We start from the raw sequence: 20,020 nt of genomic DNA on the forward strand, positions 1-20,020 counted from the left end.
CGATGAGCCTTTCCGAACCGCTTGCAACTTCGGACGCACACGGCGGAAGAGCCGTGGAGCGTCAGAGCGTCTATGTCTACGAGGCGCCGGTGCGCCTCTGGCACTGGATCAACGCCTTCTCCATCCTGACGCTTGCGCTGACCGGCTATTTCATCGGCAGCCCGCTGCCATCGATGCCGGGGGAAGCCAGCGCCAACTTTGTGATGGGATATATCCGCTTCACCCATTTCGCCGCCGGGCAGATCCTGGCCGTGGCACTGATCCTGAGAATCCTCTGGGTGTTCATCGGCAATGCCCATGCCCGGCAGATCTTCTACGTCCCGGTCTGGAGCGGCCGGTTCTGGAAGGAATGGGTACATGATGTGCGCTGGTATGCCTTCCTGATCAGCAAGCCGACGAAATATGTCGGTCACAACGCGCTTGCCCAGTCCGCCATGTTCCTGATGTTCACGCTGCCGCTGTCCTTCATGGTCATTTCCGGCTTTGCGCTCTATAGCGAGGGCGCTGGCCGCGGCAGCTGGGAATACAGCCTGTTCGGCTGGGTGTTCTCGATCTGGCCGAACAGCCAGGACGTCCACACCGTCCACCATCTCGGCATGTGGGTGATCCTGGTTTTCATAATGGTCCATATCTATGGGGCCGTGCGTGAGGACATCATGAGCCGGCAGAGCATCGTCTCGTCGATGATCTCGGGCGAGCGGATGTCCAAGGACCGGGAGGACTAGATGCGCCAACAACTGTCTTCCACGCAGCCCCGGGTGCTGGTTCTCGGCATCGGCAACATCCTGTGGGCCGACGAGGGCTTTGGCGTACGCGCGGTCGAAGCCTTCCACCAGGCCTATTCGGTGCCGGACAATGTCACCATCCTCGACGGCGGGACGCAGGGGCTCTACCTCGTGCAGTTCGTGACGGAAACCGACTATCTTATCGTCTTCGATGCCATCGATTACGGGCTCACCCCGGGCACGCTGAAGATCGTCGAAAACGACGAAGTGCCGAAATTCACCGGCGCCAAGAAGATGAGCCTGCACCAGACCGGATTCCAGGAAGTGCTGAGCGCCGCCGACCTGCTCGGCCGCTATCCGGAAAAGCTGGCGTTGATCGGCTGCCAGCCGGTCGATCTCGAGGATTGGGGCGGGCCGCTGACGGAACCGATGAAGGCGGTTATCCCCGAAGCGATCCGGACGGCGGTCGCCTTTCTCAAGGGATGGGACATCGAGGTAAGCGCGCGGAGCGGCGGCACCGTGCCCTCGCTCCTCGGCAACGATATCGATTTTGACCATTACGAACGGCGCGCTGAGCCAGCTGCTTTGAACAGCTGAGAAGGACCCATGGAATATCGGAGAATACTGGCTGCATTCGCGGGCCTGGCGCTGCCGGGCGTCGCCAATGCCCATATCCGCCTTCATACGGATGGCACGCTTGCCGGTCTCGGCCATCCTTTCAGCGGCCTCGCCCATATCCTTGCCATGGTCGCGGTCGGCTTCTGGGCCGCCACGCTCGGCGGCAGGGCCTGCTGGATCGTGCGCTTGGCCTTCGTCACCGTCATGGCGATCGGCGGAGCGACGGGGATCTACGGCGTGCCGCTGCCGATGGTGGAAATGGGGACTGCCCTTACCGTCGTGGTGCTCGGCCTGCTCGTCGCCTTCGAAGTCAAGGTTCGGACGCCGGTGGCTGCGGCGATCGTGGGGGTATGCGCACTCTTCCACGGTCATGCCCATGGTTCGGAGTTGCCTGCCATGTCGCATGCCACGGGCTATGTCATGAGCTTCCTCGCCGCGGCATCGCGCTCGCGTCGCTTAGATTCGGCAAGGCCGGGCAGATCGTCTCGCGGGTTGCCGGACCTGCCGCCGCCTTAGCAGGGGCCGCGCTGTTGACCGGTTGATATTGCGCTACCAAGGCCGCGGCGTATGGGCGCTGTCCACGACGTCCCGATTTCGTAACTTGAATGACAGAAGAGAGACAACGCCATGTGCATAGGTATTCCGATGCGGGTCGTCACCGGCGACGAGTGCGTGGCCCGATGCGAGCGTCATGGCACGATTTCTTCCGTGTCGATGATGTTGGTCGGCGCGCAGCCGCCAGGCACATATCTATTGACCCATCTGGGCTCGGCCATTCGCGTCCTTGACGGGGATGAGGCGCAAGCCATCGATGATGCCCTTGCGGGCCTGGCGGAAGCTGTCGAAGGCCGGTCCTTCGAAGCCTTGTTTGCCGATCTCATCGCTCGCGAGCCGGAATTGCCCGCGCATCTGCGTGAGGGTGAGAGAATAGTTCCCGCGTCTGGAAACCAGAATTCCAGCAATTCGAAACGAGCCTCCAGGCTCGTTTGAAATTCCTTGAGATCAATGGAATCCAACGATCTGCGGATCTGGCACACCGCTTGCAGATTCACTCTCGAGAATGTTCTGCATGCTGATTTCCGGAGGAGACAATGCCATCTTACCTGGTCCGCGCCTGGAGCGAGCGGATGCGACTGTCCGTCGTCGACGAAGCGAGCATCGACACCTTCCTGGCGCCGGCCGCCGGCGAAGCGGAACATGCCATCCTGTTTTTCACCGGCGATCCTGCGCAGCGACTTGAAGCCGACGACGTCGCCGTCGTTCTTCCCGAACTCATGCAGGCGTTCCAGGGACGGCTGCGGGTCGCCATCGTCCTCCGCGCCGCCGAGGACAAGCTCAAGTCGCGGTTCAATGTCGTGGTCATGCCAAGCCTCGTCGTCACGCGGGGAGCCCAGCCGATCGGCCTCATCGGCAAGATCCGTGACTGGTCGGAATATGTAGAGAAGATCGGCAACTGGCTATCTCCGGATGCGCCGGTCATGGTGGCATCCGGCGGGCCGAAGGTCGAGATCACCCATGCCGGCAAGGAGATCGTCCGATGAAAGCCGGTTTCTGGATCGCCCCCCAGGGCGACGATGCGGCGATGACGGTCGTGCCGATCGGTGCCGAGACGCCGCAGAGCGCCCGCAAGCGCAACTATCTCGCGACCAGCAGCGCCGAGGAGATGATCCGCCGCTGTCACCGGACGGCAATGCTGCTGCCGGAACTCGCCGATGCGCTCGCCGTGCAGAAGGCTGACCGGCCGGGCCGCCTGTTCGACATCACCGATTTTCCCAATGACGACAGGGAGTTGATCACCCAGACCCTCGGCGAAGGCGAAGTTGCGGGAATTGCCGCGCTGCCGTCCGGCATCCTGGCCCAGATCCAGGAAGCGGTGATGGCCGGCGTCTGGCGCATCCGTTTCACGGACCCGGATGGCCGGCTGCTTGCTGACTATATCGAGGTCGCGTCGATTCCCGCAGCCGTACGCCAGGCCTGCTCGGCGCTGCCGGCATCGATTTCCCACGGGCCGGCGCCCGCGGGCGCCATGAATGTCATGCCGGTGCTGACCGAGATCGGCGACCGCATCGGCCGCTATAACGACGGCGATCCTGCCCATATCATCACCTTCTCGCTCTTTCCGATGAGCCCGGAGGACATGGGTTTCCTGCAGGCCACGCTCGGCGCCGGGCCGGTGCAGTTCACCTCGCGCGGCTATGGCACATGCCGGGTCGTGGCGACCGGCGTCCGCAACATCTGGTCGGTGCAGTTCTACAACGCCATGGATGCGATCATTCTCGATACGCTGGAGATTGCCGACGTCCCGTGCGTCGCCATCGCTGCCGAAGAGGATTTCAGGGATTCCGAAGTCCGGCTGAGCGACATCGAAGAGGCCTATTTCAAATGACGAGCTTCGAGAATTTCGGCAAGCGCGAGACGGTGTCCGATGGCGACAAGATGGAGTGTGGCATCTGCTGGCATGTCTATGATCCCGCGGAAGGCGACCCGGTCCGGCAGATCCCGCCCGGCACGCCGTTTTCCGCCCTGCCCGAGGACTGGCGCTGTCCCAACTGTGACGCCCTGCAATCGAAGTTCATGAGGCTCGGCGATGGACGCTGACGTTGCGGAACGTACGGAAATCGATCCGGCCGAGATGCTCAGCCTGCAGCTGGAGATGCGCTATCGCCACATTCATGCGACCGCCATGCTGAACGTGCCGCTCTGCAATCCCGCCCTCGGGATTGCAGCGACCGGCTTCCGGATCTATGGCGGAAGAGCCCTCGGGATCGTCACGACGCCGTGGCTCATGAGCCTGGCGGCGGGAGATATTCCCGGTGGCGTGCAATCGGCTCCGGTTGCCCTGGGAACGACCGTCCGCATCGGTCTCCCCGCAGGCGAGGTCGAGTTCATCGCCGGTGAGCTCGATGCGATCGGCCGGATCGATTCCTGCTCGCTGTTTTCGCCGGTCTTCGAGTTCGGGACGATGGAAGCAGCGCTGGAGACCGCGGCGGAGGCCGTCCGCGCCTTCTTCGACCCGGCGGCCCCACCGGCCAGCATCAATCGCCGCGACCTGCTGTGGGGGAATTTTCGCAAGCAGCAGGAGTTGGCGGAATGACCTTCCTCCTCGGTGCAGGCTCGATCCGGATCGACGTGACGGTGTCGCGGGCGCTGGTCTGTGCCGTGGGGGTAAAGGCCAATCGCCCGCAGGGACTGGCACGCATGTTCGTCGGCCGCCGCGCCGAAGAGGCGCCGGTGCTTGCCGGGCAGGTTTTTTCGCTCTGCGGTATTTCGCAATCGGTGGCAGCGCGGCTTGCGGTGCTGAACGCGGCTGACCTGCCGATGCGCGGCGAGGAGCGGTTCGCTGCCACGGCCGAATTGCTTGCGGAGCGTATCTTCGAGACATTGAGAGCGCCGATCCTGCACTGGCCTTCGCCGCTATCCGCCGGTATTGTCGCCTCGGCAGGCAAATGTCTGCGCGAGGCGCTGGCCGCCTCGCAGGCGATTATTGCTGGTGCGAAGGCAAAGATCGACGATCGCGCATTCGTGGCCGAACCGGCGGCCCGGCTTTCCGCTGCGGCTGCCGGGCTCGGCATTCCCGACGGTGAAGGCGAGCCGCGGCCGGATACGGCCTACGCAGCAATGCTCGGCGATATCGATCGTGACCGGATTTTCGCCAGCCGGCGGCCCGACCCGCTGACCGTTGCGGACGATGCAGAGGTTATCGCTCATCTCTGCCGTGAGGTGGATTATGCCAGCCTGCCGCATCTGGCCGGCCGTGTCGTCGAGACCGGGGCCTATGCCCGGCTGAGCAGCGCCGGCATGCCCGAAGGCCCACATCTGGCCGAGCGCTTCCTGGCGCGCATTCACGACGTTCGCCTTTGCCTGCAGCAGCTCTCCAATCTCGGCCGGCAGGACACGGATGCCTGTTCCTCGCTGATGGGCGGCGGGCCGACGCCCGGCGCCGGCGGCTATGGGGCAGTGGAATGCGCGCGCGGCAGGCTCTACCATCAGGCCGAGATCGGCATGGACGGGCATCTTTCCGCCTACCGCATACTCGCTCCGACCGAATGGAATTTTCATCCGGCGGGTCCATTCGTCGAAACCCTGCTGTCCTCGCCGATCGGCGTGGGCGAGTCGGCCGCCCGGTCGGTATCCAGGCTGGCCATGTCGTTCGATCCCTGCGTGGCGTTCGAAATCGGCATTCGCGCGGCTGCCCATGCATGAGATGTCGTTGATGGAGAGTGTGATCGAGATCGTCTGCGAGACGGCGCGGCAGAATGGCGCGAGCACGGTCAGGTCCGTTCGTCTGGATGTCGGAGTTTTGAGCCATGTCAATCCGGATGCGCTGGCATTCTGTTACGAAGCGGTGCGGCATGGCACGATCGCGGAAACCGCGGCACTCGAGATCAATCGCATCGCCGGCGAAGGCTGGTGCCTCGATTGCGGAAAGACGGTGGCGCTCGGTGAGCGGTTCGGAGCGTGTGCGGACTGCGGCCGGCATCGGGTGCAGATGACGGCGGGCGACGAATTGAAGATCAGGGACATGGAGGTGAACTGATGTGCACGGTATGCGGCTGCGGAACGGCAGTGATTGAAGGTGACAAGAGCAAGGCCGAGGCTCGTGGCCATGCCGGCGCGCATAGTCACGATCACCATCATCACCACCATGATCACCACCATTCCCCGGATGGCCATGACCGTCACCACGACGAGGACGGCAGCGTCCACTACGGCAAAGGCATTGCCGGCGTGCATGTGCCGGGCATGAGCCAGGAGCGGATTATCCAGGTGGAAAAGGATATTCTCTCCAAGAACGACGGCTATGCCGCCGAAAATCGAGCCTTCTTCGTGCAGAACGGTATTTTCGCGTTGAATTTCGTCTCGAGCCCCGGCTCCGGAAAGACGAGCCTTTTGGTCCGTGCCATCCGCGAACTCAGGGATCGTATGGTGATCAATGTCATCGAGGGTGACCAGCAGACGTCCAACGACGCCGCCCGCATCCGCGAAACCGGCGCCCGCGCCGTTCAGATCAATACTGGCAAGGGCTGCCACCTCGATGCCCACATGGTTTGCCACGCGGGGGAAGACCTGGCGCCCGAGCCGGGCTCAATCCTGTTCATCGAAAATGTCGGCAACCTTGTTTGTCCGGCGCCCTTCGACCTCGGCGAGGACCACAAGGTGGTGGTGCTGTCGGTTACCGAAGGTGAAGACAAGCCGCTCAAATATCCGGACATGTTTGCCGCCTCCGATCTGATGATCCTCAACAAGTCGGACCTGCTTCCGCATCTCGATTTCAATGTCGGGCTCTGCATCGCCAATGCGCTCCGCGTCAATGCGCGGCTGCAGACGCTGGTCGTCTCCGCCCGCAGCGGTGAAGGCATGGAGGCCTTCTACGCGTGGCTGGAGGCCACGGCCGCAAGGCTCGCGACGCGCGCCAAGGTGGCCTGATCAATGGCGCGCGCCCTGGCATCGGCAGTGGAGGGTCCGGTCCAGCGGCTGCGGCTGCGAGTGCGCGGTTCCGTGCAGGGCGTCGGTTTCCGCCCGTTCGTCTACCGGCTGGCGCGGACGATGCGGCTGACCGGCTTCGTGCTTAACGACAGCGCCGGTGTGCTGATCGAGGTCGAAGGCACTTGTGCAAGCCGTTTCGCCGAAGCTGTGCGCATGCAGGCGCCGCCCTTGGCACGAATAAACACCGTCGATGTGATGGAGATGGACGCAGCCGGCGGGGAACTGTTCGAGATCCTTGAAAGCGTCGGCGGACAAGCGGCGACGCGCATCGGCGCCGATGCCGCAACTTGCGCCGAATGCCGGCGGGAGCTGACCGATCCGCAGAGCCGCTTCTTCGGCTATCCCTTCGTCAATTGCACCCATTGCGGCCCGCGCTTTACCATCACCGGTGCCCTGCCCTATGACCGTCGACAGACCTCGATGGCCGCCTTTCCGATGTGTGCGGCCTGCCGCGCCGACTATGCCGATCCGGAAAGCCGACGCTTCCATGCAGAACCCGTCGCCTGTCCGGACTGCGGTCCGGAACTCAGTCACCCGGTTGAGAAGATTGCTGCACGGTTACTGAAAGGCGAAATCGTCGCGCTCAAGGGGATCGGCGGCTTCCATCTGCTCTGCGATGCGCACAACGATGCGGCCATCGATCTTCTCAGGTTGCGCAAGGCGCGCGACCAAAAGCCGTTTGCCGTTATGGTGCGGGATATCGAGGCGGCACGACTTGTGGCGAATCTGACGGCGGTCGAAGAAGGGCTCATCATGTCCGCCGCCCGCCCGATCGTTCTGGTGGAGAGCCTTGATGGGCTTTCCAACCTCATCGCACCTGGGCTCAAGCGGATCGGCCTGATACTTGCCTATGCGCCGCAGCACCACCTGCTGTTTGACGCGCTTGCCCACCGTCTGCGAGACGGCCCCGCCGCGCTGGTCGCGACCAGCGCCAATCCGGCTGGCGAACCGCTGGTGGCCAGCAATGACGATGCCGAACGCCGGCTTGCCGGGATTGCCGATCTCATCGTCACCCACAATCGCGATATCGCCGTCCGCGCCGACGATTCGGTCATGCAGGTGATCGATGGTGCTCCAAGTTTCCTGAGGCGTGCGCGCGGTTTCGTGCCGGAGCCTGTCGATCTCGGCGAGGACGGTCCGTGCGTGATCGCCACGGGCGCCGATCTCAAGAACACGGTCTGCGTCACGCGCGGCCGAGAGGCGTTCCTGTCGCAGCATATCGGCGGCCTCGACAATGCCGAAGCGATCCGCTTCCAGCAGGAGGCGATCGCGCATCTCTGTTCCATTCTCGATATCAGGCCGGACTATGCCGCCTGCGATCTGCATCCCGATTTCCGGTCGGTGCGGATGGCGGAGAGCCTGGGCCTGCCGCTCGTTGCGATCCAGCACCACCTTGCCCATATTGCTGCTGTCGTCGCCGAGCATCACGTCACCGGGCCGGTTCTCGGATTGGCGCTCGACGGATATGGCTATGGCGCCGATGGCGGCAGCTGGGGCGGCGAGATGCTGATGGTCGACGGGCACCGATGGCAGCGGCTGGGCTCGCTTTCGCCGCTGCCGCTGCCGGGCGGCGACCGTGCTGCGCGCGAACCCTGGCGCATGGGCGTCGCCGCGCTGCGGGCCGCTGGCCGCATCGATCTTGCGTCAAAGCTCTGGCCGGGTCATCCCGGCGTCGCGCATCTCGAAGCCATGTTCGCGCGTGGCATGCAGCCGGTCCGGACATCGAGCCTCGGAAGGCTCTTCGATGCGGCAGCTGCGATCAGCGGAGTGCGCCTCGTCCAGAGTTACGAGGGACAGGCGGCGATTGAGTTCGAGGCTCTGGCTGAGAGCCCGCACTGTCTTCCCGAAGGCTACAGCATTGTCGACGGAATCCTCGATTTCCGGCCGCTGATCGTCCATCTCGCCGAGCGGCAGCTTTGTGGCGTCAGCGCCTCGAACCTGTTCCACGGCACGCTGATCGCCGGTCTCGTCGATTGGGCGGCGTGCGGGGCGTCGCAAGCCGGGACGAGCAAGATCATGCTCGGAGGCGGCTGCATCGTGAACCGCATCCTCGCTGAGGGCCTTGCGAACGCCCTGCGCAATCTTGGCCTGGAGCCACTTTTGCCGCGGATGATTCCCGCCAATGACGGCGGCATTGCGCTTGGCCAGGCCGCCTTTGCAAGGCAAGTCATCAAGAACGATAAAGGAGAGATGGAGGAGAACCCGAAATGTGCCTAGCCATACCGGTCCAGGTAAAGGAAGTGCTGCCAGACGACATGGCGAAGGTGACGCTCGACGGCGTCTCGAAGATCATTTCGACCGCGCTTGTCGAGGACGTCAAGCCGGACGACTATGTCCTGCTGCATGTCGGCTACGCGCTGGCGAAGATCGATCCGGAAGGAGCGGAAAGGACACTGGCCCTGATCCGCGAAGCTGCCTCGGGAGATGCGGCATGAGATATATCGACGAGTATCGCGACGGCAGGCTCGCCAAGGATATCGCCCGCCAAATCGCCGCGCTTGCCGATCCGGTGCGTTTCTATCATTTCATGGAATTCTGCGGCGGCCACACGCATGCAATTTCCCGCTATGGCCTCGAAGACCTTCTGCCACAAAATGCGCAGATGATCCATGGTCCGGGCTGTCCCGTCTGCGTGCTGCCGATCGGCCGCATCGATGCGGCGATCGCACTTGCCATGCGGCCGGAGATCACGATCTGCACCTATGGCGACCTGATGCGTGTGCCGAGTTCGAACGGATCGAGCCTGCTCAAGGCCAGGGCCGCCGGCGCCGATATCCGCATGGTCTATTCGACACTGGATGCGCTACGGATCGCCGAAGCCGAGCCGGATCGGGAAGTGGTGTTCTTCGCCATCGGCTTCGAAACCACCACGCCGCCGACGGCGCTGGCGCTCAGGATCGCGATCGCCAAGGAGCTCAGGAATTTCTCGATCTTCTGCAACCACCTGCTGACGCCGGCGGCGATCCAGAACATTCTCGAAAGCCCGGATGTCCGCAAGCTGGGCACGGTCAAGATCGACGGTTTCATCGGCCCTGCTCATGTCAGCACCGTGATCGGCACCGAGCCCTATGAATTTTTCGCGGAGGAATTCCAGAAACCGGTCGTGGTGGCGGGTTTCGAACCGCTCGATGTCATCCAGGCGATCCTGATGCTGGTCCGGCAGGTGAACGACGGCCGGCATGAAGTCGAGAACCAGTATATCCGCGCCGTCACTACGTTCGGCAACGAGAAGGCCCAGGCCGAGCTCGCCAATTTCTTCGAACTTCGCGAGAGCTTCGAATGGCGCGGACTCGGCGAAGTGCCTTATGGCGCGGTGCGGCTCAGGCCGCAATATGCGGAATACGACGCGGAAAAGCGTTTCTCGATGGTGACGCCAGCCGGGAAGGACAACCCGGCCTGCGAATGCGGCGCGATCCTGCGCGGCGTCAAGAAGCCGACCGCCTGCAAGTTGTTCGGCACCGTTTGCACGTCGGACACGCCGATGGGATCCTGCATGGTCTCTTCCGAGGGCGCCTGTGCCGCCCATTGGACCTATGGCCGCTTCCGCGCGCACGCCAAAGCCTCCGAACGCGGAAGGGCCGTCGCATGAACGTGATGGTGAAAGCCAACAGGCACAAGCTCGACCTAAAAAGTGGCCGCGTCGACCTGTCCCACGGGGCCGGCGGCCGCGCCATGGGCCAATTGATCGAGGGCATATTCCACAAGGCCTTCGACAATGAATGGCTGCGGGCCGGCAACGACCAGTCGGCCTTCATGGTGCCTGGCGGCCACATGGTGATGACCACCGACGGCTATGTTGTCTCGCCGCTGTTCTTCCCGGGCGGCAACATCGGCTCGCTAGCCGTGCACGGCACGATCAACGATGTCGCGATGGCGGGCGCGGTGCCGCTCTATCTTTCGGCAAGCTTCATCATCGAGGAAGGCTTTCTGCTGGACGATCTCGACCGCATCGCCGAAACCATGGGTGCCGCGTCGCGCGAGGCGGGCGTGCCGATCATCACCGGCGATACGAAAGTGGTCGAACGCGGCAAGGCCGACGGCGTGTTCATCTCCACCGCCGGCGTCGGCACGGTTCCGGCGGGGCACGATCTCCGCTCCGATGCTGCCCGTCCGGGCGATGTGGTGATCGTGTCCGGCTCGATCGGCGATCACGGCGTCGCGGTGATGTCGACGCGAGAGAACCTCGAATTCGAAACAGATATCGTCTCGGATTCCGCCGCACTGCATGGTCTGGTGGCCGCCATGGTCGAGGCTGCCGGAGCATCGATCCGGCTGATGCGCGATCCGACCCGCGGCGGCCTTGCCGCGACTCTGAACGAAATCGCCAATGCGTCGAAGGTTGGTTTTCGTATCGATGAGCAGGCCATTCCGATCAACCCCGAGGTGGCTGCGGCCTGCGAATTCCTCGGCCTCGATCCGCTGAATGTCGCCAACGAGGGCAAGCTCGTCGCAGTCGTGGCGTCCGAAGCCGCTGATGCATTGCTCGCCGTCATGCGGGCGCACCCGTTCGGCAGGGAAGCGGCGCTGATCGGCCATATCGTGGCGGACGACAATTGCTTCGTGCAAATGGCAACGTCGTTCGGCGGCGGACGCATCGTCGACTGGCTGTCCGGCGAGCAGCTTCCCAGAATCTGCTGAGGAATGACGATGCGCATGCTGCTCCTCTGTCATAGCTTCAATCCTCTGTCCCAGCGCCTGCATTGGACCTGCGCGGAGCGGGGCATGACGTGTCGGTCGGCTTGACGCGGGAGGCAATCGCGCTCTTCTCCCCCTATCTGGTGAGAGCGCCGTTCCTTAGGCGGCCGATCCGGCGGATGTCTGGCGCAAGACGCTCTGCCTGATCGTCCATCCCGGCATCCGGGGCGACAAGAGAGCAAAGCGCATTTTGACTGCAGATTTTGCAACCTATTGAGCCGACAATTCTTTAGACAATCCTGACCGCCACAATGAAAACAGCGTTCTTCACGGTCGACTAATTTTAATTACCTAGAGCGCGTCCGCTGAACGCGGAATCGGAATTGAGATGACAGTCGCTGTTTGCCGTGATTCCCTGTCTTCGAATCAGGGAGATAGGGATGTCACGTGCATTAAGCGATGATCTTCGCAGCCGTGTTCTGGCGGCTTCTGCAGACGGGATGTCTGCACGCTCGGCAGCGGCGCGGTTTGGGATTGGGATTTCGACGGCCATTGCCTGGATCGCCAATGCGCGACAGGGTCAACTGACCGCAGGCAAACAAGGCCGACGTTCTGGCTCCAGGCTGGATGCGCATGAGGCATTTATCATCGGCCTGATCGATGTGGAGAAGGACATCACGCTCAACGAGATGGTTCTGCGCTTGAGCACGGATAAATCTGTATCGATCGGCCGTAGTGCTCTTGATGTGTGGCTTCGCAAGCGGGGCTGGACCTTTAAAAAAAGACCGCACATGCATTGGAGCAGGAGCGAGACGACCTTTTGAGCCGGCGTCAGGACTGGTTTGATGGCCAGCCCGATCTCGATCCCGCCAAGCTGGTTTTTATCGATGAAAGTGTGCTGCAGAGCAGCGGAAGGAGTTCAACATGAACTAAGACCGTTACGCAAAGCTGCGTGAATGATGGAGGACGGCCCTCCGGGATCGGCTTTCAGGAGCAGGTCTCAAACCAGTCCGAGCTGCTGCGGTAAAGAGCCGTGGTGGTGAGCGTCGGATGAAACGTTCGGACGAGATCCGAGCAGGTGCGTGTCCGAAAGACGAACGAAAGTGAACCCTCCGAAGACGCGTCGTTATGAATCCAAGTGTCGTCGAAACCAGGACCGTTTCGTCATCCTGGGACAAGTCCGCCAGATGCCTGATGACTGGGCGGGCGGCGACCGGCGTAGAGGGGGCGTGGTTGGACATAGGCTTTCACGCGGAACTGCAGGAACCAGGCTCCTGATGCAAAGGGAGAAGCTCAAGCGGAGCAAACCGCAAGGCGAGAGTACCGATGCAGGGGACTGGGGCGGACCGACCCGTATGAGCGTCGAGGACCCTGTAATGGGGTCGGAGCAAAGGGGGCGGATCAGGTGGTCGTATTGTTTGGAACAACTGGAAACAGGATGACTTCGGAAAGTACGACAGACAAGCCGTTTCGAATTGAGAAACGACAAGTGTACGAAGCTTACAAAGCGGTCAAAGCCAACCATGGCGCAGCCGGGGTGGACGGCGAGACCTTGGAGATGTTCGAGAAAGACCTTGCGAGGAATCTCTACAAGATCTGGAATCGAATGTCGTCTGGGACCTACTTTCCGCCTCCGGTGCGTGCTGTTTCCATTCCGAAAAAGAGTGGAGGTGAAAGGGTTTTGGGTGTGCCCACGGTCAGCGATCGGATCGCGCAGATGGTGGTCAAGCAGATGATTGAGCTGGATTTGGAGCCTTTCTTTCTTCCAGACTCCTATGGCTACAGGCCCGGAAAATCGGCGCTGGATGCTGTTGGCGTGACGCGTCAGCGATGCTGGAAGTACGATTGGGTTCTAGAGTTCGACATCAAGGGGCTGTTTGACAATCTTCCGCACGATCTCTTGCTGAAAGCGGTCAGGAAGCACGTCACATGCAAGTGGGCTCTGCTGTTCATCGAAAGATGGCTGACAGCGCCGATGGAGAAGAATGGTGAGGTCGTTGCGCGAACGTGCGGCACCCCGCAAGGGGGTGTTGTTAGTCCCTGCCTCGCCAATCTCTTCATGCACTATGCGTTTGACTTGTGGATGACGCGGATGCATCCCGACCTTCCATGGTGTCGATATGCCGACGATGGTCTTGTTCACTGCCAAAGCGAGCAACAAGCCGAAGCCCTCAAGGTGGAGCTTCAAGCCCGGCTGGCGGCATGCGGACTTCAAATGCATCCGACAAAGACCAAGATCGTCTATTGCAAGGACCAAAGGCGCAGGGGGAAATATCCGAATGTCACCTTCGACTTCCTCGGGTATCAATTCCGGCCGCGACGGGTGGCGAATACACAGCGGGACGAGTTCTTCTGTGGCTACACGCCTGCGGTTAGTCCCTCAGCGTTGAAGTCGATGCGGGCCACGATCAAAAGCTTGAACATCCCGCGGCAAACACCGGGAACGCTGGCTGAAATCGCCAAACAGCTCAATCCACTCCTTCGCGGATGGATCGCCTATTATGGCCGTTACAGTCGTTCGGCCCTGTCTACTCTGGCTGACTACGTCAATCAGAAGCTCAGGGCTTGGATCAGGCGAAAGTTCAAGCGCTTTCAGTCCCATAAAACACGTGCGAGTCTCTTCTTGCGAAAGCTGGCGCGGGAAAATCCGGGGCTGTTCGTACATTGGCAGGCGTTCGGAACGAACACGTTTACCTGATGGGAGCGGTGTGAATCGAGAGGTTCACGCACCGTTCTGCGAGAGGCCGGCAGGTGAAATCCCTCCGGCCTACTCACCCCGGTCTTTCCACGAAGATGGCGCGACTGCGCGGGCGATCTCTATGCGGACAACGCTGTCGGTCGGCCGTTCCCCACGGACACTGGAAAACCACGACCTTTACAGGCGCGCTCAGGCTTTCCGGCATGACGGCACCGATGGTCCTCGACGGCCCGATGAACGGTGCGGCATTCCTGGCCTACATCGAACAGGTTCTCGTGCCGACGCTCAGTTCGGGTGATACCGTCATCATGGATAACCTGCCGGCTCACAAAGCCGACGGTGTCCGCCGGGCCATCGAAGCTGCTGGCGGCAGGCTGCTCTATCTCCCGCCCTACAGTCCCGACTTCAACCCGATTGAAATGGCCTTTTCCAAACTTAAAGCGCTTCTGCGGGCAAAGGCCGAGCGATCCGTTGACGCCTTGTGGGAAACCGTCGGCAAAATCGTCACGCTCTTCAAGCCGCAGGAATGTGCAAACTACTTCGCAGCAGCCGGATATGACCCCGATTAAAATGGACGTGCTCTAGTCCTTAAAGTAAAAAGGCAGACCTGTTAGCCTGCCTTTCGAGTTTCCCACTCTGGCGGGCGAATGCCTCACGCAAACTCAAGCGTCGGTATGTTGCTAAGGTCAACATTATGCTCGGCCTGCCACGCATCATATGCGGCCTGCATACGCAGCCACACGCCAGCGCCCATGCCGAATAGCTTTCCTAAACGTGCAGCGATATTCGGGGAAACAGGCTTCTTCTCAGTGATAATATCATGCAACTGCTGTCGGGAAATCCCAAGCAGATTCGCAATCTCTACTTTGGTCTTCCCGGTATCGGGAAGGATGTCATTGAGTAACGCGCCCGGATGAGACGGGCACCGTTCTAGGGGCCTTACTACATCATAAGCCATTCTCGTCTCCATTTAGTCCTTTCTAGGAAACTGCCATTTATTCTGTCTTCAGCAGTTTCCAGCGTCAGCCTCGTTGGCCGACGCTGGTTGGTTAGTGATATTGTTCCAAATCAACTTGCGTGACTTCACCCTTCGTAAACTCGAAAGTGATGCACCATGGGCCATTGACGTGAATTGTGTAGCGAGTCGGATCGAACCCGTTCAGCGAGTGAAACTTAAACCCCGGAAAACCCCTTAGTTCCGACAGGTCACTAATTTGATCGAGAACATCGAGCCTGAACTTGATGCGGTCCTGAAGCGTAGGTGCAATCTTACTAGTTTTCGCGGTTTGAAAAAAATTCCGAAGATCTTTATTCTTAAAATTCAATATCATAAAAAGTTTCCTTGTAATCCATGTATCGATTCTCCATACAGTGTCCTTGGCTGTTGACTACCTCCACAACGTAAGCGATCTGTTGACGCTTGTCAAGGATGAGGTAAGCAAATTGTTGACGCTTGTAGTTGGAGAAGAAACCACGTGTAGGTTCTGCGAAGGGAAAGCCTTTTCGGTGGTCTCGACAGAACATTTGCCTTGCGGTTTCCGTACCGAAGCCCTTGAAGGGAATCTAACCAGCGACCCTGTTGTTACAAAAGCCCCTTGTATCAAAGGCCCCAGTAGCCGACATCGGCCAGGATGGCGTTCCCGTTCCAACGATGAACAACATCGTGTCGGCTTTACGCTTCCTCTTCACCCAGACCCTCGACCGCCCGGACCTGGCGCGCAGGCTCGTCCGGCTGGCGCATCCGCGTAACTTGCCTGTGGTGCTGAGCCGCGACGAGGTTGCCCGGTTACTCAATGCCACCACCTGCCTCAAGCACCAGGCAGCATTGTCGGTCGCCTATGGCGCCGGCCTCCGTGTCGCGGAGGTTTCCATGCTGAAGGTCACCGACGTCGACAGTGAGCGGATGCTGCTGCGCGTCGAGCGTGGCAAAGGCGGGCGCTATCGCAATGCCATGCTTTCGGAGGATCTGCTCACCCTGTTGCGCCAGTGGTGGAAGGTCGGGCGGCAGCAGGGCGTGATGCATCGTGACGGCTGGCTATTCCCCGGCCAACACGCGATGAAGCCGATCAGCACGCGGCAGCTCTATCGGATCGTCGTTGAGGCGGCCCAGGCCGCCGACATTGCCAAGCGGGTCGGGCCGCATACGCTGCGCCATAGCTTCGCCACCCACCTGCTGGAGGACGGCACGGACATCAGGATCATCCAGGTCCTGCTCGGGCACGCAAAACTCAACAACACCGCCCTCTACGCCAAGGTGGCGAGCAAGACGGTCCGAACGGTTACGAGTCCGCTCGACAAGCTCGGCCTGTTCAAGCCGGAAGAGTCCTTTCCCGACGGTTGAGCCTTGCGTGCCTCGATCGAGGTCGCCGACATCTTCCGTGCTGCCGGGGCGGCGTACCGGCGCGCGCATGCAGGGCACCTGAGCCTGCCGCAACTGAAGGTGATGTCGGCGGTTGAGAACTGCCGCACTGCGGCGCTCGGCGGTCACGTCGAGGCCTGCGAGGACTGCGGCCAGCGACAGATCGCCTACAACTCCTGCCTTATGGGCAAATCCAGTAATGGGGAGCTGGCGGCGACCTGATTGCTCTTTCACGCATTTCGCCGCCAGCCCGCTCACCATTACGAAGCGCTCTTTAGCAGTGCCATCAGCTTGTCGGTCGGCTGGAAGGTGCCGCGCCGCAGATGCGGTGGCACGATCTCTTCCATGGCTTCGAGCTTTTCGGTTGGATCGCCGCGTGTGTAGACCTCTGTGGTCGTCAGCGTGGCATGGCCCAGCCACAGCGATACTTTCCGGATGTCTTGCGTCGCCTGCAGGATGATCATCGCGCAGGTGTGCCTGAGCACATGAGGCGAGACTCGCTTCTTGGCGAGGCCTTGCTGCTGGCGAGCCGCAACCGCGGCGTGCTGCTTGAGCAGATAGGCGAAGCCCCATCGGCTCAAAGGTTCACCACGCGCGCTGACGAACACTTCGGGTGTCGCGACCTTTCCGCGAATGGCGAGCCAGGCGCGCAGTGCCGTGGCTGCCGGCTTCCACAGCGGCAGCGCCCGTTCCCGCCGCCCCTTGCCAACAACGCGTATGCTCATCGACGACATGTCGATATCGTCGATCTTCAGGCCCGTCAGTTCGGAGACGCGCAATCCTGCACACACGGCCATATGCAGCATGGCTCGGTCGCGGATGCCGTCGCGCGTTGTCGGGTCCGGGGCGTCGAGCAGCGCTTGCAGCTCCTCGCGCAGTAGATAGGGAACGAGACGCGTGTCCGTCTTCTTGAACGGAATCGCCAGCACGCGGCGGACTTGATCGAGGGCTGCCGGTTGCCGGTATTCGAGGAAGCGGAAGAACGACTTGATAGCCGCCAAACGAACGTTTCGCGTCACGGCGGCGTTCTTGCGCTTATCCTCGAGATGCTCGAGGAAGGCGCTGACCAAACCGGAGTCGATCTGCTCCAACATCAGCTTGGATGGCTTACTCTTGAGCCTCGCAGCGGCGAACTCGAACAGGAGTTGGAAGCTCTGGGCATAGGAATCGCACGTGTGTCGGCTGGCGCCCCGCTGACGGACGAGTGTTTCGCGCAGGAACGCTTCGATGAGGGGAGCGATCGGTGTCATGGTAGCCTCCCCTCTGACATAAACGCCTCTCCCGCCACGGCGATGTCGCGCACGAGGTCGGCGGTAGCCTCCAGGTACCAGTAGGTGGTGTAGATGTTGACGTGACCCATGTACGTCGCGAGCGCGACCATATGCGCACCGCATCGGTTTCGGCCCGTCGGACTGCCTTGTAGCGCCCGCACCGCGAACGTGTGGCGCAGATCATGCAGCCGAGGGCGCCGCGCCGACGTTGGCCGGATGCCAACTTTGCAGACCAGCCTGTCGAAGGTCTCTTTGACTGCGATGTAGCGCAGTGACTGGCCACGCGTGTCGGCGAACACGGGATCATCTCCCGAGCCAGGTCCGCGGCGCTTCAGGTAGTGTTGCAAGCCTGCCGAAGTCGTTTCGTGCAACGGCACGAGACGGGTCTTGCGGAACTTAGTCTCGCGGATCAGCAGGCCGTCGCTCGTTATGTCCGCGAACGTGAGCTTGAGTGCTTCGGAGATGCGCAGCCCTGTGGCCGCGAGCAGGGCGATCAAGGTCGCATACGTCAGCGAGCGCAGGCCTCCTTGAGGTCGAAGCCGGCCGGCGGCTTCGATCAGGAGACCGATCTCCGTGCCCGAGTAGATATGCGGCGGTCGACGCCTTTTGCGGGCACCGAAGTGATTGGCCGGGGGCAACTCGTGCCGGACATCTTCGACTCGGATATGGCGTGCGAAGCGGCAAACGGCCTTCAGTCGAGCATCGCGTTGCGCAACGGACGGTCCGAGCGCGGCCCAATCGATGGCTGTTTGCGTTTGGACATACGCGTGCCCGCGCTCGACCGCGAAAGCGGCGAAGCTCTTGAGCAGGTACTCGGCATTCGACATCGCAAAGCCCGTGGCACGGCGCAGTGCGAGATAGGTCTCGATAGTGTTTAACATCAGAGTGCCTCCGGCCAAGGCTGCGCCACCTGCTTCAGAAGAGTGACATCGGCTTTGGCGTAGTGGGCCGTCGTGTCGATGCCACGATGCCGGAGGACTAGGCCGATCTTGTCGAGCGGTACGCCATGGCGCAGCATCTCGGTCGCCGCGGTGTGCCGCAGGGCGTGCGCACCCTTGACGGGCGTCACGACGCCAGCCCGCTTCATAATGCGCCTGACCACCGAAGAGACGCCGTCGCCGTTCCGGAACGGGCGGCTGGGCGCGATCGTGCTCAGGAACACGCGATCGCTTCGACAGCACGACGGTCGGCATTCGAGATAGGCAGCGATCGCATCCCCGACGTCCTGGGGCAGCGGCAAGCGAACCTCATAGCGCGACTTGCCCGTGACCCGCAGCGAACCCGCCTGCCACTCGATATCGATGAGACGGAGCTGTGCCACGTCGCCGGCTCGCAGGCCGAGGCGAGCCAACAGCAGTACGATGGCGCGATCCCGCCGGCGCGCGCCGGCGTCACTATCGCAGGCAGCAATCAACCGGCTGACCTGTTCGCCCGAGAGATATCGCGGCATCTCGGCAAGCTGCCAATGGGCGTAGGCCGGAACGGCATTGTCGAGACCGGCCCGGCAGTGCTCTTGAACGGCGAGGTAGCGCAAGAATGCCCGCAGGCTCGTAGTCATCTTCTCGATGGTGCCGCGCCCGCATGTGCTCGCGCGCTTCACGAAGTAGCCGCGGATATCGGTGGGGCTCCAACGCGTCGGGTCCGTTCCAAGTGCTGCCATAATGCTGACTGCATCGCGCGCGTAGAGCCTTATCGTCGCATCGGATACCCCGCGATGCTTGCTGAGCCATGCTTTAAAGCCGACGACCAACTGCGGTTCGGCGGGCCGCATCGCCGCGACCGCGGGCTTGCACACGCCTATTTCTTCGAGGTGCCGACGGAAGAGCCTTGCGCCGTAGATGGTGTGATGGTTGCGGCGGCCTCCCTTGGCGCGCGGACATCGGCACGTTCGCAGATGCTGTTCGAACGCCGCCAAATCGACGTCGCTCACGCTTGCATCGCGCTCTGCCATGACGTGGCCGACACCGTCTCCGCGCCATAGCCCTGCCGTTCGAGCGCTGCGGCGAAGCCATCTAGATATGGCCTGCACGGCCCGCTGCGCAGATGCCCGAGCATCTTCGACGCAGAGAAGTAGGTCTCCAACATGTTCGTCCCCGCTTGTGATCGGCCATCAGTGGCCGAGCTGACGGGGCACCACCGGCGCCATGTTATGAAGAGTGAGAGATCGACGATTCACAGGAAAATACTGACACCGCGGCCGCCAGCTCCCCATTACTGGATTTGCCCA

22 protein-coding genes and 4 pseudogenes are annotated in these 20,020 nt (G+C 61.7%); 20 read left to right on the forward strand and 6 right to left on the reverse strand.

Annotated elements, in window-relative coordinates; translation table 11 throughout:
- Nucleotides 1–2: 2 nt before the first annotated feature.
- From cybH to ACZ9DP_RS14485, 18 genes and pseudogenes are all read left to right on the forward strand, one after another.
- On the forward strand, nt 3–725 hold the full coding sequence (cybH, locus tag ACZ9DP_RS14400) for a Ni/Fe-hydrogenase, b-type cytochrome subunit (protein WP_476202581.1): 723 nt from the start codon (nt 3–5) through the stop codon (nt 723–725).
- Entirely contained in the window at nt 726–1,322 is a 597-nt protein-coding gene (locus ACZ9DP_RS14405; protein ID WP_476202582.1) for a HyaD/HybD family hydrogenase maturation endopeptidase, read from the forward strand.
- Between the two features lie 9 nt (nt 1,323–1,331).
- Entirely contained in the window at nt 1,332–1,859 is a 528-nt protein-coding gene (locus ACZ9DP_RS14410; RefSeq protein ID WP_476202583.1) for a HupE/UreJ family protein, read from the forward strand.
- Nucleotides 1,860–1,970: 111 nt separating this feature from the next.
- Complete coding sequence (locus ACZ9DP_RS14415; protein WP_476202584.1) at nt 1,971–2,333, forward strand: HypC/HybG/HupF family hydrogenase formation chaperone; 363 nt, start codon at nt 1,971–1,973, stop codon at nt 2,331–2,333.
- Nucleotides 2,334–2,434: 101 nt separating this feature from the next.
- Complete coding sequence (locus ACZ9DP_RS14420; RefSeq protein WP_476202586.1) at nt 2,435–2,884, forward strand: hydrogenase accessory protein; 450 nt, start codon at nt 2,435–2,437, stop codon at nt 2,882–2,884.
- Nucleotides 2,881–3,729, forward strand: a complete 849-nt coding sequence (locus tag ACZ9DP_RS14425) for a hydrogenase expression/formation protein (RefSeq protein ID WP_476202587.1) — start codon at nt 2,881–2,883, stop codon at nt 3,727–3,729. The genes ACZ9DP_RS14420 and ACZ9DP_RS14425 overlap by 4 nt, the downstream gene beginning before the upstream one ends.
- Complete coding sequence (locus tag ACZ9DP_RS14430) at nt 3,726–3,941, forward strand: rubredoxin (protein ID WP_476202589.1); 216 nt, start codon at nt 3,726–3,728, stop codon at nt 3,939–3,941. Before ACZ9DP_RS14425 ends, ACZ9DP_RS14430 begins: the two co-directional genes overlap by 4 nt.
- Nucleotides 3,931–4,437, forward strand: coding sequence for a [NiFe]-hydrogenase assembly chaperone HybE (gene hybE, locus ACZ9DP_RS14435; protein WP_476202590.1), 507 nt, complete (start codon nt 3,931–3,933; stop codon nt 4,435–4,437). Before ACZ9DP_RS14430 ends, hybE begins: the two co-directional genes overlap by 11 nt.
- Nucleotides 4,434–5,546, forward strand: a complete 1,113-nt coding sequence (locus ACZ9DP_RS14440) for a nickel-dependent hydrogenase large subunit (RefSeq protein WP_476202591.1) — start codon at nt 4,434–4,436, stop codon at nt 5,544–5,546. The genes hybE and ACZ9DP_RS14440 overlap by 4 nt, the downstream gene beginning before the upstream one ends.
- On the forward strand, nt 5,539–5,880 hold the full coding sequence (hypA, locus tag ACZ9DP_RS14445; RefSeq protein WP_476202593.1) for a hydrogenase maturation nickel metallochaperone HypA: 342 nt from the start codon (nt 5,539–5,541) through the stop codon (nt 5,878–5,880). The genes ACZ9DP_RS14440 and hypA overlap by 8 nt, the downstream gene beginning before the upstream one ends.
- The gene (gene hypB, locus ACZ9DP_RS14450; protein WP_476202594.1) at nt 5,880–6,770 is read left to right on the forward strand and encodes a hydrogenase nickel incorporation protein HypB; all 891 of its coding nucleotides are present in this window, start codon (nt 5,880–5,882) and stop codon (nt 6,768–6,770) included. Before hypA ends, hypB begins: the two co-directional genes overlap by 1 nt.
- A gap of 3 nt (nt 6,771–6,773) precedes the next feature.
- Complete coding sequence (gene hypF, locus ACZ9DP_RS14455; protein WP_476202595.1) at nt 6,774–9,047, forward strand: carbamoyltransferase HypF; 2,274 nt, start codon at nt 6,774–6,776, stop codon at nt 9,045–9,047.
- Nucleotides 9,038–9,265, forward strand: a complete 228-nt coding sequence (locus ACZ9DP_RS14460; protein ID WP_476202597.1) for a HypC/HybG/HupF family hydrogenase formation chaperone — start codon at nt 9,038–9,040, stop codon at nt 9,263–9,265. Before hypF ends, ACZ9DP_RS14460 begins: the two co-directional genes overlap by 10 nt.
- Nucleotides 9,262–10,419: a hydrogenase formation protein HypD gene (hypD, locus tag ACZ9DP_RS14465; RefSeq protein WP_476202598.1), complete on the forward strand. Its 1,158-nt coding sequence runs from the start codon at nt 9,262–9,264 to the stop codon at nt 10,417–10,419. Before ACZ9DP_RS14460 ends, hypD begins: the two co-directional genes overlap by 4 nt.
- A complete protein-coding gene (gene hypE, locus ACZ9DP_RS14470) occupies nt 10,416–11,468 on the forward strand; it encodes a hydrogenase expression/formation protein HypE (protein ID WP_476202600.1) in 1,053 nt (350 codons plus the stop codon). Before hypD ends, hypE begins: the two co-directional genes overlap by 4 nt.
- 437 nt (nt 11,469–11,905) lie before the next feature.
- Nucleotides 11,906–12,372: pseudogene (locus ACZ9DP_RS14475) on the forward strand (transposase); the annotation flags it as partial.
- Nucleotides 12,373–12,903: 531 nt separating this feature from the next.
- Nucleotides 12,904–14,163 (forward strand): group II intron reverse transcriptase/maturase, encoded by a 1,260-nt coding sequence (gene ltrA / locus ACZ9DP_RS14480; RefSeq protein ID WP_476202601.1) that lies wholly within the window; start codon nt 12,904–12,906, stop codon nt 14,161–14,163.
- Between the two features lie 86 nt (nt 14,164–14,249).
- A pseudogene (locus tag ACZ9DP_RS14485) lies at nt 14,250–14,732 on the forward strand (IS630 family transposase); the annotation flags it as partial.
- A gap of 83 nt (nt 14,733–14,815) precedes the next feature.
- Here the strand turns inward: ACZ9DP_RS14485 and ACZ9DP_RS14490 are convergent.
- Entirely contained in the window at nt 14,816–15,121 is a 306-nt protein-coding gene (locus ACZ9DP_RS14490; protein WP_476202603.1) for a HigA family addiction module antitoxin, read from the reverse strand.
- Nucleotides 15,122–15,212: 91 nt separating this feature from the next.
- Nucleotides 15,213–15,494 (reverse strand): type II toxin-antitoxin system RelE/ParE family toxin, encoded by a 282-nt coding sequence (locus tag ACZ9DP_RS14495; protein WP_476202604.1) that lies wholly within the window; start codon nt 15,492–15,494, stop codon nt 15,213–15,215.
- A gap of 299 nt (nt 15,495–15,793) precedes the next feature.
- Between ACZ9DP_RS14495 and ACZ9DP_RS14500 the strand changes: the two are divergent.
- Nucleotides 15,794–16,504, forward strand: a pseudogene (locus tag ACZ9DP_RS14500) (tyrosine-type recombinase/integrase); the annotation flags it as partial.
- Nucleotides 16,505–16,507: 3 nt separating this feature from the next.
- Nucleotides 16,508–16,702: pseudogene (locus ACZ9DP_RS14505) on the forward strand (transposase zinc-binding domain-containing protein); the annotation flags it as partial.
- A gap of 80 nt (nt 16,703–16,782) precedes the next feature.
- Here the strand turns inward: ACZ9DP_RS14505 and ACZ9DP_RS14510 are convergent.
- The 4 genes from ACZ9DP_RS14510 to ACZ9DP_RS14525 are packed head-to-tail and all read right to left on the reverse strand — an operon-like array spanning nt 16,783 to nt 19,878.
- Complete coding sequence (locus ACZ9DP_RS14510; protein ID WP_476202606.1) at nt 16,783–17,772, reverse strand: tyrosine-type recombinase/integrase; 990 nt, start codon at nt 17,770–17,772, stop codon at nt 16,783–16,785.
- Entirely contained in the window at nt 17,769–18,674 is a 906-nt protein-coding gene (locus ACZ9DP_RS14515; protein WP_476202607.1) for a tyrosine-type recombinase/integrase, read from the reverse strand. Before ACZ9DP_RS14515 ends, ACZ9DP_RS14510 begins: the two co-directional genes overlap by 4 nt.
- The gene (locus tag ACZ9DP_RS14520) at nt 18,674–19,723 is read right to left on the reverse strand and encodes a tyrosine-type recombinase/integrase (protein ID WP_476202608.1); all 1,050 of its coding nucleotides are present in this window, start codon (nt 19,721–19,723) and stop codon (nt 18,674–18,676) included. Before ACZ9DP_RS14520 ends, ACZ9DP_RS14515 begins: the two co-directional genes overlap by 1 nt.
- Complete coding sequence (locus tag ACZ9DP_RS14525) at nt 19,720–19,878, reverse strand: hypothetical protein (protein WP_476202609.1); 159 nt, start codon at nt 19,876–19,878, stop codon at nt 19,720–19,722. The genes ACZ9DP_RS14520 and ACZ9DP_RS14525 overlap by 4 nt, the downstream gene beginning before the upstream one ends.
- Between the last annotated feature and the right edge of the window lie 142 nt (nt 19,879–20,020).

The sequence above is a fragment of the Rhizobium sp. USDA 4016 genome, assembly GCF_056279705.1.

Bases quoted from the DNA above. Each gene is read 5' to 3' on its own strand.
- ACZ9DP_RS14515 (WP_476202607.1), bottom strand. From the start codon at position 18,674: ATGTTAAACACTATCGAGACCTATCTCGCACTGCGCCGTGCCACGGGC.
- ACZ9DP_RS14510 (WP_476202606.1), bottom strand. From the start codon at position 17,772: ATGACACCGATCGCTCCCCTCATCGAAGCGTTCCTGCGCGAAACACTC.
- ACZ9DP_RS14405 (WP_476202582.1), top strand. From the start codon at position 726: ATGCGCCAACAACTGTCTTCCACGCAGCCCCGGGTGCTGGTTCTCGGC.
- hypA (WP_476202593.1), top strand. From the start codon at position 5,539: ATGCATGAGATGTCGTTGATGGAGAGTGTGATCGAGATCGTCTGCGAG.
- hypD (WP_476202598.1), top strand. From the start codon at position 9,262: ATGAGATATATCGACGAGTATCGCGACGGCAGGCTCGCCAAGGATATC.
- ACZ9DP_RS14415 (WP_476202584.1), top strand. From the start codon at position 1,971: ATGTGCATAGGTATTCCGATGCGGGTCGTCACCGGCGACGAGTGCGTG.
- ACZ9DP_RS14410 (WP_476202583.1), top strand. From the start codon at position 1,332: ATGGAATATCGGAGAATACTGGCTGCATTCGCGGGCCTGGCGCTGCCG.
- cybH (WP_476202581.1), top strand. From the start codon at position 3: ATGAGCCTTTCCGAACCGCTTGCAACTTCGGACGCACACGGCGGAAGA.
- ACZ9DP_RS14495 (WP_476202604.1), bottom strand. From the start codon at position 15,494: ATGATATTGAATTTTAAGAATAAAGATCTTCGGAATTTTTTTCAAACC.
- ACZ9DP_RS14420 (WP_476202586.1), top strand. From the start codon at position 2,435: ATGCCATCTTACCTGGTCCGCGCCTGGAGCGAGCGGATGCGACTGTCC.
- hypE (WP_476202600.1), top strand. From the start codon at position 10,416: ATGAACGTGATGGTGAAAGCCAACAGGCACAAGCTCGACCTAAAAAGT.
- ACZ9DP_RS14440 (WP_476202591.1), top strand. From the start codon at position 4,434: ATGACCTTCCTCCTCGGTGCAGGCTCGATCCGGATCGACGTGACGGTG.
- hypF (WP_476202595.1), top strand. From the start codon at position 6,774: ATGGCGCGCGCCCTGGCATCGGCAGTGGAGGGTCCGGTCCAGCGGCTG.
- ACZ9DP_RS14425 (WP_476202587.1), top strand. From the start codon at position 2,881: ATGAAAGCCGGTTTCTGGATCGCCCCCCAGGGCGACGATGCGGCGATG.
- ACZ9DP_RS14430 (WP_476202589.1), top strand. From the start codon at position 3,726: ATGACGAGCTTCGAGAATTTCGGCAAGCGCGAGACGGTGTCCGATGGC.
- hybE (WP_476202590.1), top strand. From the start codon at position 3,931: ATGGACGCTGACGTTGCGGAACGTACGGAAATCGATCCGGCCGAGATG.
- ACZ9DP_RS14525 (WP_476202609.1), bottom strand. From the start codon at position 19,878: ATGTTGGAGACCTACTTCTCTGCGTCGAAGATGCTCGGGCATCTGCGC.
- hypB (WP_476202594.1), top strand. From the start codon at position 5,880: ATGTGCACGGTATGCGGCTGCGGAACGGCAGTGATTGAAGGTGACAAG.
- ltrA (WP_476202601.1), top strand. From the start codon at position 12,904: ATGACTTCGGAAAGTACGACAGACAAGCCGTTTCGAATTGAGAAACGA.
- ACZ9DP_RS14490 (WP_476202603.1), bottom strand. From the start codon at position 15,121: ATGGCTTATGATGTAGTAAGGCCCCTAGAACGGTGCCCGTCTCATCCG.
- ACZ9DP_RS14460 (WP_476202597.1), top strand. From the start codon at position 9,038: ATGTGCCTAGCCATACCGGTCCAGGTAAAGGAAGTGCTGCCAGACGAC.